Here is a 15,189-nt window from a genome sequence, read left to right on the forward strand (position 1 = left end):
CGCTCGCGACCATTCGCTCGCGTGACGAGCGACGGCCAACCAGGGAAGGGTCGATTTAAGTGGGCACCCGAATTCCCTTGAGCTCCATCTTGAGCCGGTCGGGGTTCGGGGCGATCTCGAAGGCGGCTTCGCGCGTGACCATCTCGGCCTCGACTCGCTGACGCAGCGCCATCGTGAAGTCTTGCATCCCTTCGTGTTCGAAGGACCGAAGGTAGTCCGGGATCTTCTCGTCCTTGCCTTCCATGATCGCTTTGCGAACGGTCGCGTTGCAGAGCATGATCTCGTTGATCGGCACCCGCGAGATACCCTTGTCCTGCCACTCCGGCGTCGTCTTCATCAGCTTCTGACAAATGACCGCCTTGAGATTGAACCCCATCGTTTGCCGAATGGCGTGATGCATTTCATGAGGAAACAAGTCAAGGATACGCCCGATCGTTTGTGGAGCGGTCGACGCGTGGATCGTTCCATAGACCAAGTGGCCGGTTTCGGCCGCGTGAACCGCCGCCTCGAAGGTGTCGCGGTCACGCATTTCGCCGACGAGGATGACATCGGGGTCTTGCCGCATCGCGTGCTTGAGGGCGATCGACCAGGAGAGGACGTCGTGGCCGACCTCCCGTTGATTGACGATCGCCTTGTCGTCGGTGAAGACGAATTCGATCGGATCCTCGACCGTTAGGATGTGGCAACGCCGCTTCGAGTTGACGAAGTTGAGCATCGACCCGATCGTCGTACTCTTGCCGCTACCGGTGACCCCCGCGAGGATGATCAAGCCTTGATGATGCAGGCAGACATCCGCCAGGGCGGACGGCAGAAAGAGCTTGTCGAAGCCCGGGATCGACTGGTTGACCAAACGAGCGACCAGCCCCATGTTGCCGAGCTGCTTGAACATGTTGACGCGAAAACGCGCCTCGTTGTCGCCGATGATGAACGCGAAGTCGGCTCCCCCCTCGCGAAAGAAAATCTCGTGATTGCGCTCGTTGAGCATCGGAATGCAGAGGCGTTCCAGGTCGCGATTGCTCAGGGGCGGTAGTTCGATCTGCCGAATGTCGCCCTTGTGACGAATCATCGGGGGCTTGCCCGCCTTGAGGTGCAAGTCGGAGCCGCCCAGCTTCATGCAGAGCCGAAAGATCTTTTCGATTTCGAGCGTCTTGCGCTTCGGTTCGGCCCCGCCGGCTTGCTCCTTGGGGGCGTCTTCTTTCTGCGAGGAATCTTTGGCTTCCGCCGTCGCCATGCTCAGGTTCCTTTGACGTTAGCTGGCCGTTAGACCAAGCGGACTTCGATGCCGCGATCCGCGAGAAACCGCTTGGCCTCTTGAATGGAGTACTCGCCATAGTGGAAGATGCTCGCCGCCAACGCCGCGTCCGCTCTTCCCTCCGTCACCGCGTCGGCCAAGTGGCTTGGGTGCCCGGCGCCGCCGCTCGCGACCACGGGAACTCTCACCGCATCGGCCACCGCGCGAGTCATGGTTAAATCATACCCATTTTTTGTACCGTCAGCATCCATCGAAGTCAGAACGATCTCGCCCGCTCCCAGCTCCTCGACTTCCTGGGCCCACGCCACGGCTTCCCGTCCCGTCGGGACGCGTCCCCCGTTAATATGGACCTCCCAGACCTCGTTTCCGTCACGCATCACCCGCTTGGGGTCGATGTTCACCACGATGCATTGGCTCCCGAAGCGCTCGGCCGCCTTGCGGACGAACTCGGGATCCTTGCACGCGGTCGAGTTGATCGACACTTTGTCGGCACCCGCATTGAGCAAACTCCGAATGTCCTCCAACGTTCGGATCCCGCCACCCACCGTCACCGGCATGAAGCAGACCTCGGCCGTCCGACGGACCACGTCGAGGATGATGTCACGTGCTTCGTGGCTGGCCGTAATGTCGAGAAAGACCAGCTCGTCGGCTCCCTCGACCTCGTACCGCGCGGCGATCTCGACCGGATCGCCCGCGTCGCGCAACTGAACGAAATTGGTCCCCTTGACGACGCGACCGTTGTTCACGTCAAGACACGGGATGATTCTTTTGGCCAGCATAATGGTCGTTCTAGGTATTGGGAAGGTCTTCGGTTCGCAAAAATGACGCCAACCTCAGTCTTCTGGTTTGGTTGGTCCGATTCAAGAGACGCCCACGAAGGTTGACGAACGACCGACGCGATCGGGGACGAGAGGGGAGATGGGAAGGTTGGTCGATGGCTCGTGCCGTCATGCGACACGGCGCGGTTGCGCTTCCAGCGGGGAGAAAGCGAATGGGTCTCCGGCGGCCGTCTCCCTTGATGCCAACCGCCCTGTCCATGACCCTTCTCGCTCTTGGGATGCCACTGGTTGCTTCTCATCCAGTGGCAATGAGTTGGGTCTTTACCAAGGCGTGTCGTGCCTTGGGCCGAGTCACCAGGCGGGATGGTGCGGACATGGGATGGAGCCGAAGCGAATTGTTGAAGCACTTGGTCCAACTTGAAGTTGGTGTTGGTCTCGCCCTATCCCTTTGGCACTGGCTGGCAAGCAGCCAATGGCACCCTAGAGTTTGGTTGGACCAGAGCACTACAGCTTCTTGTTCTCGTCGCCCTTGCTAAGGCCCGGAAGCGAAGGTCCCTTGGGCGCTTCGGTCTCGATCTCGATTTCCGGCAGCACGAATCCGTCGGCGACTTCCTCGGCGGGTTTGCTCTCGGACGTGACCATCGCCGGCGCGGGAACGGGCTCCGGCGCGACCTCGGGAGTGCTCGTCGCGGTTCGGGTGGGTTCCTTCGTCGACGGCGTGGCGGCGACGGGAGCGGGTGTCGAGACGCTCACGGGCTTCGCGACCGTATCGGTCGGGGAAGGCGAGGGCGTTGAGGCGGTCTCGGCAACGGAGGTTGTCGGCTTAGGGGCGGGAGCTGGAGTCGCCTGGCTCGTCGGCGCGCTGTCGGAACCTTGGGAGCCGCAACCGACGCCCATCGTCACCGCCAAGAGTCCTGAAAGAAACAACGTGTGCTTGTGCATGCGTCGGCTCCGCCCTGTCTGAATGGTCTTCCTGTCCATCCCCGCCCTATCCCATTCCCCGCGAAACCTGTCAATGGATGTGGCGATCGTTCCTGATCATCCTGGGAGTTCTGGCTAGCCCCTCGAACGCCGGCAACTCCCCGCAAGGCTCCCCCCGGTTGATTCAACCGGGGCCAGCCCTTCGAGCGCCGGCAACTTCCTGCAAGGCTACCCCCGGTTGATTCAACCGGGGCCGACGAAGTCGGCAAGAAGTCTCGGGCAAATCGTACTTTCGCCGGCAACTCTCCGTTCACGGATCTCTACCACCTCCCGCGACTTCTTGCGGCTACGCCGCCCCGGTAGCACAGCAACCGGGGCTAGCCCTTCAAGCGCCGGCGACTCCCCGCAAGGCTCCCCCCGGTTGATTCAACCGGGGCCGACGAAGTCGGCAAGAAGTCTCGGGCAAATCGTACTTTCGCCGGCCACTCTCCGTTCTCGGATCTCTACCACCACCCGCGACTTCTTGCGGCTACGCCGCCCCGGTAGCACAGCAACCGGGGCTAGCCCTTCAAGCGCCGGCAACTCCCCGCAAGGCTACCCCCGGTTGATTCAACCGGGGCCGACGAAGTCGGCAAGAAGTCTCGGGCAAATCGTACTTCCGCCGGCAGCTCTCCGTTCTCGGATCTCTGCCAACACCCGCGACTTCTTGCGGCTACGCCGCCCCGGTAGCACAGCAACCGGGGCTAGCCCTTCAAGCGCCGGCAACTCCCTGCAAGGCTACCCCCGGTTGATTCAACCGGGGCCGACGAAGTCGGCAAGAAGTCTCGGGCAAATCGTACTTTCGCCGGCCACTCTCCGTTCTCGGATCTCTACCACCGCCCGCGACTTCTTGCGGCTACGCCGCCCCGGTAGCACAGCAACCGGGGCTACCCCTTCGAGCGCCGGCATTTCCCGCGAGGCTACCCACCCCCGGTAGCACAGCAACCGGGGCTAGCCCTTCAAGCGCCGGCAACTCCCGCGAGGCTAACTCCCCCCGGTAGCACAGCAACCGGCGCTAGCCAATCGGGAAGCGGCGTCCAAAATGAATCCGTGGACACACTCCGTGTAGTGTCTGGGCGAAGTCCTCTTGCAACGAAACTCGGTCAGATCGACCATGTCGATGACGATGCGTTCGGTCCGTTCGTTTTCGATCGACAACAAGGAGGTTGTGTCGTGCTCCATCGCTCATCCCAATCCCGGTTTCTCGCGACGGTTTTGACGCTGGCAACTCTGTTCGCGATGGTCATTGCTCGCCGAACCCAAGCGGACAATCTCGCGGCTCACATCCCCGCCGACGCCAAGGCGGCTGCCATTCTCAACGACCTGAAAGATCTCGAAGAGGGGCTCTTGGGATTCGCTAGATCCTCGGGCCTGAGCGAGATTGGAGATGAGGGCTTCGACGGGGTCGGAGTCTTCCCGGAGATGTCGGCGGAAGTCGAAGAAGGCTTCGAGGGTATTGGCGTTGTGCTCTTGGAACTTCCCTCGGACCCTTTCCTTAATGCCAAGCAACTCGACGCGGAACTTATGCGAGAGCTGGTCGTTTTCTGGAAGGTCAAGGACGTCGAGAAGGCGCTTACCTTGCTGGGGGCCAAGCGTGTCGGACGCTTCTACGAGCAAGAGGGCGAAGCGTTTTACCTTCCGGTGGGCAATGTTCTCGTCGGAGCCGTTAACGAAGAGACGCTCGCTCGTTTTGAAAAGTCCCCGCGCCGCATCTCCGAGCGATGGAGCGAGGAAGTAGCGAAGCTCGCGGCGACATCGGACGTCTTTGTTTGGGTCGATGTTCAATCGGCGAAGCCCTTGATCGACAAGCTTTCCGCGATGATGACCCGGGAGGCGATCGCGACGTACCTGCATCCACAGAACCTCGAAGGGGTGACCATCGAGAATCCGCAACGCATGGCGATTCAAGTCCGTTGGCTGCTCGACGGGCTCGTCTGGATGATGGACCAGACCGAATCAGCGAGCCTGGGACTCTCGGTCGACTCCGAGCGGGTCACGAAGCGATTCCGGCTCACCTTCGTCGAGGGTTCGACGCTCGGAAAGCGGCTCGAGAGCCCTCCGCCGGCTGCCGCCGACCTCCTGGCCGGGCTGCCTGCTTCCTCCTTTCATTTCGCCTATGGATGTTCCAACGATCCCTTCTTCAAGTTGTTCGTCGAGGCCATTTCCTCTTGGGTTCGGCTTCCGAACAACGAGAGCGACGTCTCCCAGCAGGTCAGAGACATCCTCATTACTCAATACGACGCCGCATTGGAGAAGATGGCCCGTCAGATAGTAGGCGGACAATCCAACGGGATGTCCATGACGCGCGAAGGGGCCTACGCATCGCTCGGGAGCCTCGCTGTTGCGGATGCCGCGGCCTACGTTTCGGTTTCGAAGACCGCGCAACCCTTGGGGAGCCAGTTGCTCAACGAACAGAAACTCGAGTCGTTGCCTGATGAAGACTTTGACGGGAGGCGGGTCGTCAGGTTTCGCCGCGAGCCCTCCACGGATGCGAAGGGGCAGGAGAAGGTCGTTGAGGAGGCTCGCGATGAGTACTGGACGGCTCTCTCACCGACTCGCGTTGGTCATGCGTCGGGGAATGACGTTGGGATGCTGAAGGCGTTGCAGGATCAAGAGTCGAGGCTGGCCGATGATCCACGGTTGCGTCGGATCCTCGCCGACTTGCCGCTCCGGCCCCACGTCGTCTGTTTCATCGACCCCTTCGAGCTCCTAGGTAGCGTTGAAGTCAACGGAACGCTCCTTTCTAGAACTCCCTTCGCCGCACAGATGCACATGGCGCCAACCGCGAGCCCGATCGGGACCACGTTGACGCTCGAGAAACGAGCCGTGTCGTTCACGACGGTAGTACGCTCGGAACTGATCAAGGCGTCGATCGGTTTCTTCTCGGCCGCGGTCGAACCAGGCGGCACGGTCATGCCAAACGCGAACTGACGCTCCTTTCCCGAAAGCCGGTTTTGAGAGTCCGACGAGCTGGTCTGCGATCAGCGTCACCGGCGCCAGCGCTGGGGGACGCCCTCTTGAACTCCCACCATCCTTGGACTACGATCGCAGCAACTCGCCGATTGATTCATTCCTCCACCTCCTCCCTGGGAGATGTTCGATGGTTCGCCCAGTTTCCCTTGCCCTCGTGGCTCTGTTGGTCGCCGCCGGTTTTTGCGGCGCGGATGATGCCTCGATCCATCAGCGGCAAAAAGAGAATACCGACACCATCCGGGAGTACCTCGAACGCGTCACTCGCCAGCGGGCCGAGAATGCGCTCGCCGAGATCAAGACGCTCGACGACTGGAAAGAGGCTCGGCCCAAGTACCGCCAGCAACTCTTGGAGATGCTCGGACTCTCGCCTTACCCCGAGAAGACCGACCTCAAGGCGACGATCACCAAGACGGTGGATCTCGACGACATCACCGTTGAGAACTTGCACTTTCAGTCGCTGCCGGGGCTCTACGTCACCGCGAACTTCTATCGCCCCAAGAGAGTGACCAAGCCGCTGCCGACGATCCTCTACGTCTGCGGCCATGGCCAAGTCAAGAAGGACGGCGTCTCCTACGGCAACAAGACCCACTACCACTACCACGGGGTCTGGTACGCCCGGCACGGCTACTGTTGCCTCACGATCGACACCATCCAACTCGGCGAGATCGAGGGCGTTCACCACGGGACCCATCGCTTGGGCCGCTGGTGGTGGGTCTCGCGCGGCTACACCCCGGCGGGCGTCGAGGCCTGGAACGGCGTGCGGGCGCTCGACTACCTCGAGACCAGGCCCGAGGTCGACGCGAAGAAATTCGGCGTCACCGGTCGGAGTGGCGGCGGAGCCTATTCCTGGTGGATTGCCGGCATCGACGATCGGCCCCAGTGCATCATTCCCGTCGCCGGCATCACCGATCTCGAGAACCATGTCATCGACGACTGTATCGAGGGTCACTGCGACTGCATGTTCATGGTCAACAACTACGGCTGGGACTTTCCGATCCTCGCCGCCCTCGTCGCTCCGCGGCCTCTTCTCCTGTCGAACAGCGACAAAGACAGCATCTTTCCGCTCGACGGGGTGGTCCGCGTTCACGACGAGGTCAAGCGGATCTACGACCTCTACAGCGCGGGCGACAAGCTCGGGCTGCTGATTACCGAGGGACCCCACAAGGATACCCAGGAGTTACGGGTCCCCGGCTTTCGCTGGATGAACCGTTGGCTCAAGGGCAGCAACGCCGCGATCACGAGGATCGCCGACAAGGCATTCACGCCCGAGCAACTGAAGGTCTTCAAGAGCCTCCCCGCCGACGAGAAGGTGACCACCATCGACGAGCGTTTCGTTCCCACCGCGAAGGTGCCCCGTCCCAACAGTCTCAGTGAGTGGGAGTCGCAGCGCGAGGACCTTCTGGCGAAACTGAAGGAACGCTCGCTGCGCGGGTGGCCGTCTGATCCGCCGGCTCTCGGGGTCAAGACCGTCGCCACCAAGGAATCGAAGGGCCTGGAGCTTCAGGTGCTCGAATACACCAGCGACGAGAACCTTCGCTTGCCGATTTACGTCGTCCATGGGACGAAGCGGCACGAACCGAAGCTACTCGTGGTCACGGCGGTCGACGACGAGGGGTGGGACAAGTTCGTCCAAACCTTCGGACCGCTCTTCGGCGACGCGATCCCGGAAGGGGCCGAGGTCAAGACGACGGAGAAGGGTCAGAAGGATCTCCAGGCGGAGATCGCGATGATGAACCAGCAGCCTTGGGCCTTCGCGACGATTCCTCCCCGAGGGATCGGCCCCAACGGTTGGACGACCGACAAGCGGGAAGCGACCCATTTGCGGCGTCGTTTTCACCTGACGGGAAAGACGATTGATGAGGGCCGGATCTGGGACGTTCGCCGGGCGATCCAGGCGTTGCGATCGGAAGAGGAATTCGGCAAGACGCGGCTATGGGTTCAGGGAGAGGGTTCAGCCGCCGGCATCGCTCTCTACGCGGGTCTCTTCGAGCCTGACGTGGAACGTTTTGATTTGCATCGGTTGGCGTCGTCCCACAAGGATGGTCCCTACTTGATGCAGATCATGGAGGTGCTCGATGTGCCACAGGGCGTCGCGCTCGCGTTTCCGCGCAAGGTCATCCTGTACGATGTCGACGAGTCGTCGTGGGACTGGTCCAAGCGTGTCGCGGAACTCCACGATGCGAAGAGGTCGCCGCTGCAATTCCGCAAGATGCCTCCCAAGGCGGAGACGAAGTAGCTCCCGCCGGGGTCGGCGGCATGGTGCCCGATCGACAAGTCACTTCCGCTCCGCACTTTCCCCGGGCGTCGGTCTCGGTTACCATATTGGTCACGAGAGCGCTCGGGGCTTGATGGCCGTTCTCGGCGAGACTCCCACGGCATCGGTCCGATCGATTGATCGACGAGATGATCGGACTCCTTCCTCCTTGATGCGAGACCGCTGGCCTGAACACGGCCTTGGAGTCGCGACTTTCCTACCTTACTTGTTTGGTTTCTCGCGAACTGGGGACCTGAATTCCATGACGACAACGCCCACGCGTCCTCGCCGGATCGAACTTCGCAATATTGGCTGGCCGCAGAAGCTGCTGGTGATCGTGATCCTGATGACGGTCGGTTTCGGCTATCTCGGTGCGTTGGCGAATCTCTTCGCCCAACACGCCGCCGCCGATGGGGACCAGACGATCGAACTGGATGATTTCGCCTCGGTCTATCGCTCGAAGGGCCTTGGTGGCCTCGTTTCCGAGATCTCCCACTCGCTCGGAGTCCAGGATGTCATCGACACCTATCACGGCAGCCCGCACGTCAATCTGTTACAGGCGGCTCTCGAGGGAACGATGAAGGACATGATCCTCGAGTACTCCTTCGACGGCGAGGATACGTCCGACGAGGACCGGGTCTACGCCGAGGAGTCCCGTCAGATGCTCATCGACTGGTCGAACCTCGACCCGGTTCTGCGGGAGAAGGCCTACGACGAAGGCATCATCATGGACGAGGAGACGGGCAGTCCCAAGCTCGACGAATTTGTCGCCCTCTTTGGAGTCGATACGCCGGAAACGATCGAGCAGCGAAAGGGCATCGAGCTACAGCCCATGATCAGCGAGACGCTGGAGAACAACTGCGTCATCTGCCACTCCGAAGGGAGCGATCCGCAGGCACAGAAGATGCCGCTGACCGACTTCCACGAAGTGAGCATCTACTTCGAAGTCGATGAAGGGATTCCGCTCAAGCAGTTGGCGCTGACGACGCACGTTCACTTGCTCGGCTTCTCGGTCCTCTTCGCGATGACCGGTTTTCTCTTAAGCCTGACGAGCTGGCCGGTGGCGTTTCGACTGATCTTCGTGCCATGGACCCTATTCTTCCAGGTCCTCGAGATCTCGTTTTGGTGGTTGGCGAAGCTCCACGTCATCTTCGCGTGGGGGATTTTCATCCTCGGTCCGGTGATCGGGATTGGCCTATTGATTCAGATCTTCGGCACCTTCCTCGACATCCTGATCCGGCGTCCCGACCCGGATCCGAGTTGATCCGGCTTCCCTCGCCGGATCCGAGTTGACTCAGCGTCCCGACCCGGATCCGAGTTGATCCGGCTTCCCTCGCCGGATCCGAGTTGACTCAGCGTCCCGACCCGGATCCGAGTTGATCCGGCTTCCCGCGTCAAGCCGGTGAGCCCGCCTCGACCGGAGCCTGCTTGAATCGTCGCCGTAGGGTCACCGCGAGGACGATGCCGACGGCGAACGAGAGTACCGACACCAGCACCAGGAGGGCCCGGTGGGAGACCGTGAGCGATCCGATCACGATCTCGCCCACCAGGCCGACCGAGGCGCTTCCACCGAGTAGCGTCATACTAAGCACGTAGAAGATCGAACCGAGCGCCGTCCCGAGGACGAAGTCGGCAAGCCGAATGCGCGTCAGTCCGCACAGATAGCTCACGGTGTCGTACGGCAACCAAATAAGCCGCAGCACGCACACCGAAAGAACGCCGTTGTCCCCGGCCCGCTTGTTCCACTTATCGAATCGCGGCCATAGTCGGGCATCAATCCAGCGACGACCGAGAAACCGAGCCAATGAGAAGGCGAGGGTGGCGCCGAGCAGCTCTCCGGCCATCGTGACGGCACATCCCAGCACCGGTCCGAACGTCAGGCCCGAGGCGATGCCCATCACCGACGATGGGAAGAGGATCAGCGGCCGTAGGGTATAGAGCAAGAGAAAGAGGACGACCGCCCTCGTGGTGCCGACGCGTTCGAGCCAGTCGGCGAGGTACTGGGGAACCTCCGCCGCCGGGACGCCGGAGAGCCACCAGACGACGACCGACGAAAGCCCCAATCCCACCCACAGCAGCCCGAGACAGATACGGGCGATCTTTCCCTTACTCATGTAGCTTTCCTTGTGTAGTCAGACACCACGCAGCCTCGCCGGAGAGGGGCGAATCGTCAACAGGTTGCCGGCTGGGTTGGCCGGGAAATCTCGGTTTGGTTCTCCAGATGCGCCAGGTGGGAGGGTGGTCGCGGTTGCGCGTGCGCGGAGAGTGTAATCCGACGAAGTCTCGGGTCGCCAGTTGGAATGTTCGGCATCGACTCGTGGCACGGGAACATCAGGTGTCGACGGTGCACAAGTTCAACGGTTTGGGAACACCCGTCCTTGGTTGGACGTCCAACGTTCAGCAAGGCTACGTCGGCGCTCCATCGCCAAGGTCGCGTCAGACGTTCCCCCCGGAAATCACCGCTTGAAATCCGCGCGGAACTCGGCGAGCCTAGGAAGAGTTGCGATCTCCCCAATCGCCCTTTCGTGACGGATCGTTTCGGGCGGAAGGACGAGCCACCTACGACAGGGCCTCCATGGGCATCTATCCTCCGCTTCAAACCGTTCGTCAGAACTTCCCCCCTTCCACGCCCATCGACATTGGCGAGACTCTACGAACGGAACTGTCGCGGTTGGCGGGCCGAGTCAAGTCGGGGGACACCATCGGGGTCGGCGTCGGAAGTCGCGGCATCACCAATCAAGTGGCGATTCTTCGCGGCACCCTCGAGATCCTACGCGAGTTCGGGGCCAAACCCTTTCTCATGCCCGCGATGGGAAGTCACGGCGGCGCGACTCCCGCGGGGCAACGCGGGATCCTCGCGAGCTACGGCGTCACCGAAGAGTCGATGGGGGCACCGATTCGCGATTCGCTCGACGTTCGTCAACTTGGGGAGACGCCCCAAGGGGCTCCCGTCTATTGCAGCAACGACGCTCTGGACGCCGACGGTGTTCTGCTCGTCAATCGCGTGAAGCCCCACACCGATTTCATCGGCCCAATCGGTAGCGGGCTGTTGAAGATGAGCGTGATTGGCTTGGGCAAGCGACACGGCGCGGCCGCGATGCACGCCTCGGCGAGCCGCATGGACTACGAGCCGGTCTTGCGCGGGATGGCCGAGGTGCTGATCGACAAGGCTCCGCTCCTTGGGGGCGTGGCGATTCTCGAGGATCATTTTCATCAGACCGCGCGTTTGAGCTTCGTCGTGAGGGAGGAGATGTTGGCCGCGGAGGAGGGGCTTCACGCGCAGGCACGCTCCTTGATGCCGCTGCTGCCTTTCAACGAAATCGATCTTCTCATCGTCGATCGGATTGGCAAGAACATCAGCGGGGTGGGGATCGATCCCAACGTGACCGGACGCGGGGTTCATGGATATTCGAGTGCTCTTGGACGCGAGGAGCGGCCCTCTCCATTCATTCGTCGCATCTTCGTCCGCGAGTTGACGCCGGAGACGCATGGCAACGCCCTGGGAATCGGACTCGCGGACTTCACGACCACGCGACTGGTCGAGTCGATCGACCGAGCGACGATGTACACCAATTCCCTGACGGCCCTGACGCCGCAAAATTCGAAGATTCCGATCTACTTCGACAGCGACCGTGAGGCCATCGGAAAGGCGCTCGATTCGTTGGCGATCGAGGATCTCCACACTGCGCGGATCGCGCGCATTCGCGACACCCTCAACCTACACGTCTTGGAAGTCTCGCCATCGCTGCTGGCGTCGGTGGCCGATGAAGACAAGCTATCGGTGTTGACCGGGCCCCGTGAGATGAGCTTCGACGAGGAAGGCAATCTCCTTCCCTTGGCGTCGGAAGCTTAGCGCGATTCAAAGCAGCGAAAGGTGGCCGGTCACTCGGTCGATCTTGTCGGCGTCGTCGGGCCCGATCGCCAAGCAGGTGCGCGTGGGCTGGCCGTGGAACTCCGTGCGGCCGCTGTCGGTGATGAGATGGACTTCGAGTCCCGCCGCGATCGCGGCGTCGTGGATCTCGATCAATTCCGCCTCGCTGTTGACGCGACAACAGACCTTCGCGAAGGATTCGGTCATCCATTGTTGTTCCGGTCCCGTCAACGCGTCGAAGGAGAGCGAACCTCCACGCACGAGACGTTCGCGCAAGAACGCGAGCGAGGCATGGGCGCCTTGGGCGATCTGTTTGCCACGACGCATCGACAGGTCGTGTCGCATCACGATGACTTGTTTGATTCGCGTGGGGGAGGGCATGGGGAACCAGTCGTCTCCGCGATCTTGGGAAGAGAATGAGTTCGTCGAGTGCCTCGCCGAACGCCACGGTATACGCGTGGGGCCGCGACCAGGATGAACCGGCTAGCGACCCTCGAACTCCAGTCAACCTCTTCAATGATACGGAATGGCCCCGATGGGTTCGCCGTTGGGGGCGGATCGTTCGAGGGAGTTCCTGGCGAGATTACTTGCCACGCATGTCGTCGTAGGCGGCGAGGGCTCTCTTGCGGGTCTCCGAGAGATCGACCAGCGGCTCGGGATAGGTCTCGCCTAGATTGACCCCGGCTCGCTCGAGAGCGTCATTCGACGCCTCCCACGGTTTGAAAAGGTCGGGGGTGTCGAGTTTCTCGAGTTCGGGTACCCAGCGACGAATGTAGTCGCCTTTCGGGTCGTGCTTTTCCGACTGCGAGACAGGGTTGAAGATGCGAAAGTAGGGAGCCGCGTCGGCGCCGCACCCAGCGGTCCACTGCCAGCCGAGGGTGTTGTTGGCGAGGTCGGCGTCGACCAGAGTATCCCAGAACCACGCGGCTCCCTCTTGCCAAGCAATGAGCAGGTTCTTGGTCAGGAACGACGCGACAACCATGCGGGCTCGATTGTGCATCCATCCCGTACGCCAAAGCTGACGCATCGCCGCGTCGACGAGTGGAACGCCGGTGCGGCCCTGTTGCCAGGCCTCGAGTTCGTTTTTACTTGGCTCCCAGGGGAAGTCGTCGAACTCCGAACGGAGGGCGTTGCCGGTGGTATGCGGAAAGTGGTAGAGGAGGTGGTGCGCAAACTCGCGCCAGCCGATCTCGCTCAGGTAGGTCTCGTAGGACGCCTTGACGGTTCCGTTGCTCGGCTTCAACTGATCGATCGCATGCCAAACCTGATGGGGGCTGATCGCCCCAAAGTGTAGGTAGGGGGAGAGGCGGGAGCTTCCGTCGACATCCATGCGATTGCGGCCACTCTTGTAAGTCGCCGCCGCTTCTTCGATGAAACGCTCCAGTTCCTTTTGAGCGCCTTTCTCACTCGGATCCCACCATCTGGGGAATTCGTCGGCCCAATCGAGTTGTGGTTCGAGCTGGAGAGAGTCAATCGAGTCGCCTTCGGGCCAGTGCTCGGGCCCGTCGAGTTGCTGCGGACGAGCGAGAGGGGATCGCTGGCTCTCTTTCTCGAGACAGCTCCTCCAGAAAGGCGAGAAGACCTTGTAGGGGGCATCCGATTTGGTGGAGACCTCCCAGGGTTCGAAGAGAAGTGACCCGTTGTGGCTCTGAACCTCGATCCCCCGCGACTTGAACGACTCCTTGATCGCCGAGTCTCGCTTGATCGCGGCTGGCTCGTAGCGTCGGTTCCAGTGAATTGACTCGGCCTCGGTCTCCTTCGCGAGTGATTCGAGGATCTCCCCCGATCGCCCTTGCCGAACGACGAGTCGACTGCCCAGATCGCGGAGGCTCTTATCCAAGGAGGTTAGTCCGTGATGCCACCACCACTTGCTTGCCCCTCCTGGCGACCAATCTCCATCCCCTTCGGGATCCCAGATGTAGACTGGAACCACGGCTCCGGACTCGGCGGCGGCCCGCAGTGCCGGATTGTCCGCGAGCCGAAGATCGTGCCGAAGCCAGACTATCGCCGTCATCACATCCTGCTCTCGTGGGACTCGTCCAACGTCGAACTATAGTGGCCGTGTCAGGGGTCCGCGATGGTGGCGAGGGTGCTCGATGAGTTCTCGGAGGCGTTCCGGGCCGACGAAGTGGTGTCCCGTGTGCGGCCGAACGCTCTCGTGGCGTCGCTGCTGGGCGACGTGGTGGGAGGAGGATGCCGTTGACGATTGGCCCAACGCTCTCGAATTGTCGATCAGCGATGCGTCGCGGAGACGTATCAGATGGTAGAGCGGAGCCTTTGTCGCCCGCGATCATTCGAGACGTTGAGGTGACACTACATGGCCGCGGAACACCCGGAACAGACCGACTATACGAACATCACCGACCAGTATCGTCGCAGCAAGCTGGAACCGTGGCGGGTGCATGTCGAAGAGCACATGATGCGCACGCTCGCGGGAGACCTTGGGGGCAAGACGGTCCTCGATCTCGCCTGTGGGGAAGGCTTCCTCACCAGAAGGCTCAAGCAGTGGGGGGCCGACCGTGTGCTCGGAATCGATCGGTCGGCCGCGATGATCGAACTCGCGAAGTCACAACAGGACGACTCCAGCGGGGGAGTTGACTATCGGGTTGCTGAAGTCGTCGGTCTGGAGTTGGGAGAGCGATTCGACGTGATCGCCGCGGGATGGCTTCTCTGCTACTCCCGGACCTCCGCCGAACTTCTCGCCATGGCGCGGACGATCGAGCAGCATCTCGCGCCCGGTGGGCGCTTCTTTTCCCTGACCGGTGCCCCCGAACATTCCCCCGCTCACTTCGACGCGACGAGGCCGTACGGGTTCACGAAGAGTGCCGCCAGCCCCGAGTTGGCCGACGGCACTCCCATTACATGGACATTCACCTTGCCCAACGGAGAGACATTCGAACTGGACAATTACTACCTCAGCGAGGGGACGCACGAGAAGGTTTTCGCGGAGGCCGGCTTGAGCGACTTCGTGTGGCATCGGGCACAAGTTTCCTCAGCCGGACTTGCCGAGTATGGTCATGAGTTCTGGAAGGCGTTCCTCGAGGACCCGCCCATGGTCTGTCTGGAAGTCAAACGAGCGTGAAGGCCTCGTCGATTGCCT

The 15,189-nt window shown here is 61.6% G+C and carries 12 protein-coding genes; 6 read left to right on the forward strand and 6 right to left on the reverse strand.

Going from position 1 to position 15,189, the window contains the following annotated elements:
• Nucleotides 1-55: 55 nt before the first annotated feature.
• The 3 genes from Pan216_RS03530 to Pan216_RS03540 form a co-directional block, all read right to left on the reverse strand.
• The gene (locus Pan216_RS03530) at nucleotides 56-1,231 is read right to left on the reverse strand and encodes a type IV pilus twitching motility protein PilT (protein ID WP_145254899.1); all 1,176 of its coding nucleotides are present in this window, start codon (nucleotides 1,229-1,231) and stop codon (nucleotides 56-58) included.
• A gap of 29 nt (nucleotides 1,232-1,260) precedes the next feature.
• Nucleotides 1,261-2,031 carry an imidazole glycerol phosphate synthase subunit HisF gene (gene hisF, locus Pan216_RS03535; protein WP_145254902.1) on the reverse strand — a complete coding sequence of 257 codons (771 nt, stop codon included), beginning with the start codon at nucleotides 2,029-2,031 and terminating at the stop codon, nucleotides 1,261-1,263.
• Between the two features lie 504 nt (nucleotides 2,032-2,535).
• Entirely contained in the window at nucleotides 2,536-2,973 is a 438-nt protein-coding gene (locus Pan216_RS03540) for a hypothetical protein (RefSeq protein WP_145254904.1), read from the reverse strand.
• A 1,191-nt stretch (nucleotides 2,974-4,164) separates the two neighbouring features.
• Between Pan216_RS03540 and Pan216_RS03545 the strand changes: the two genes are divergently transcribed.
• From Pan216_RS03545 to Pan216_RS03555, 3 genes are all read left to right on the forward strand, one after another.
• Nucleotides 4,165-5,922, forward strand: coding sequence for a hypothetical protein (locus Pan216_RS03545; protein WP_145254907.1), 1,758 nt, complete (start codon nucleotides 4,165-4,167; stop codon nucleotides 5,920-5,922).
• Nucleotides 5,923-6,091: 169 nt separating this feature from the next.
• Nucleotides 6,092-8,200 carry an alpha/beta hydrolase family protein gene (locus Pan216_RS03550; RefSeq protein ID WP_145254909.1) on the forward strand — a complete coding sequence of 703 codons (2,109 nt, stop codon included), beginning with the start codon at nucleotides 6,092-6,094 and terminating at the stop codon, nucleotides 8,198-8,200.
• 280 nt (nucleotides 8,201-8,480) lie between these two features.
• On the forward strand, nucleotides 8,481-9,482 hold the full coding sequence (locus Pan216_RS03555) for a hypothetical protein (RefSeq protein WP_145254912.1): 1,002 nt from the start codon (nucleotides 8,481-8,483) through the stop codon (nucleotides 9,480-9,482).
• Nucleotides 9,483-9,612: 130 nt separating this feature from the next.
• Here Pan216_RS03555 and Pan216_RS03560 read toward each other — a convergent pair whose 3' ends face one another.
• Nucleotides 9,613-10,332 (reverse strand): TVP38/TMEM64 family protein, encoded by a 720-nt coding sequence (locus tag Pan216_RS03560; protein WP_145254915.1) that lies wholly within the window; start codon nucleotides 10,330-10,332, stop codon nucleotides 9,613-9,615.
• Nucleotides 10,333-10,793: 461 nt separating this feature from the next.
• On the opposite strand from Pan216_RS03560, the gene Pan216_RS03565 reads away from it, so the two are divergent.
• Entirely contained in the window at nucleotides 10,794-12,071 is a 1,278-nt protein-coding gene (locus Pan216_RS03565) for a nickel pincer cofactor-dependent isomerase, group 22 (RefSeq protein WP_145254918.1), read from the forward strand.
• A 6-nt stretch (nucleotides 12,072-12,077) separates the two neighbouring features.
• Here the strand turns inward: Pan216_RS03565 and pth2 are convergent, their stop codons facing one another.
• Complete coding sequence (gene pth2 / locus Pan216_RS03570) at nucleotides 12,078-12,470, reverse strand: aminoacyl-tRNA hydrolase (RefSeq protein WP_419193215.1); 393 nt, start codon at nucleotides 12,468-12,470, stop codon at nucleotides 12,078-12,080.
• Nucleotides 12,471-12,672: 202 nt separating this feature from the next.
• Nucleotides 12,673-14,103, reverse strand: coding sequence for a cryptochrome/photolyase family protein (locus Pan216_RS03575; RefSeq protein ID WP_145254921.1), 1,431 nt, complete (start codon nucleotides 14,101-14,103; stop codon nucleotides 12,673-12,675).
• Nucleotides 14,104-14,185: 82 nt separating this feature from the next.
• Here Pan216_RS03575 and Pan216_RS28675 point away from each other — a divergent pair, with 82 nt between their 5' ends.
• Complete coding sequence (locus Pan216_RS28675) at nucleotides 14,186-14,356, forward strand: DUF2256 domain-containing protein (RefSeq protein WP_145254923.1); 171 nt, start codon at nucleotides 14,186-14,188, stop codon at nucleotides 14,354-14,356.
• A gap of 50 nt (nucleotides 14,357-14,406) precedes the next feature.
• Nucleotides 14,407-15,171: a class I SAM-dependent methyltransferase gene (locus tag Pan216_RS03585; RefSeq protein ID WP_145254926.1), complete on the forward strand. Its 765-nt coding sequence runs from the start codon at nucleotides 14,407-14,409 to the stop codon at nucleotides 15,169-15,171.
• The last annotated feature ends 18 nt before the right edge of the window (nucleotides 15,172-15,189 follow it).

Source organism: Kolteria novifilia (assembly GCA_007748055.1).
GTDB lineage: Bacteria > Planctomycetota > Planctomycetia > Kolteriales > Kolteriaceae > Kolteria > Kolteria novifilia.

Bases quoted from the DNA above. Each gene is read 5' to 3' on its own strand.
- Pan216_RS03585 (WP_145254926.1), top strand. From the start codon at position 14,407: ATGGCCGCGGAACACCCGGAACAGACCGACTATACGAACATCACCGAC.
- Pan216_RS03555 (WP_145254912.1), top strand. From the start codon at position 8,481: ATGACGACAACGCCCACGCGTCCTCGCCGGATCGAACTTCGCAATATT.
- pth2 (WP_419193215.1), bottom strand. From the start codon at position 12,470: ATGCCCTCCCCCACGCGAATCAAACAAGTCATCGTGATGCGACACGAC.
- hisF (WP_145254902.1), bottom strand. From the start codon at position 2,031: ATGCTGGCCAAAAGAATCATCCCGTGTCTTGACGTGAACAACGGTCGC.
- Pan216_RS03530 (WP_145254899.1), bottom strand. From the start codon at position 1,231: ATGGCGACGGCGGAAGCCAAAGATTCCTCGCAGAAAGAAGACGCCCCC.
- Pan216_RS03575 (WP_145254921.1), bottom strand. From the start codon at position 14,103: ATGACGGCGATAGTCTGGCTTCGGCACGATCTTCGGCTCGCGGACAAT.
- Pan216_RS03560 (WP_145254915.1), bottom strand. From the start codon at position 10,332: ATGAGTAAGGGAAAGATCGCCCGTATCTGTCTCGGGCTGCTGTGGGTG.
- Pan216_RS03565 (WP_145254918.1), top strand. From the start codon at position 10,794: ATGGGCATCTATCCTCCGCTTCAAACCGTTCGTCAGAACTTCCCCCCT.
- Pan216_RS03550 (WP_145254909.1), top strand. From the start codon at position 6,092: ATGGTTCGCCCAGTTTCCCTTGCCCTCGTGGCTCTGTTGGTCGCCGCC.
- Pan216_RS03540 (WP_145254904.1), bottom strand. From the start codon at position 2,973: ATGCACAAGCACACGTTGTTTCTTTCAGGACTCTTGGCGGTGACGATG.
- Pan216_RS28675 (WP_145254923.1), top strand. From the start codon at position 14,186: ATGAGTTCTCGGAGGCGTTCCGGGCCGACGAAGTGGTGTCCCGTGTGC.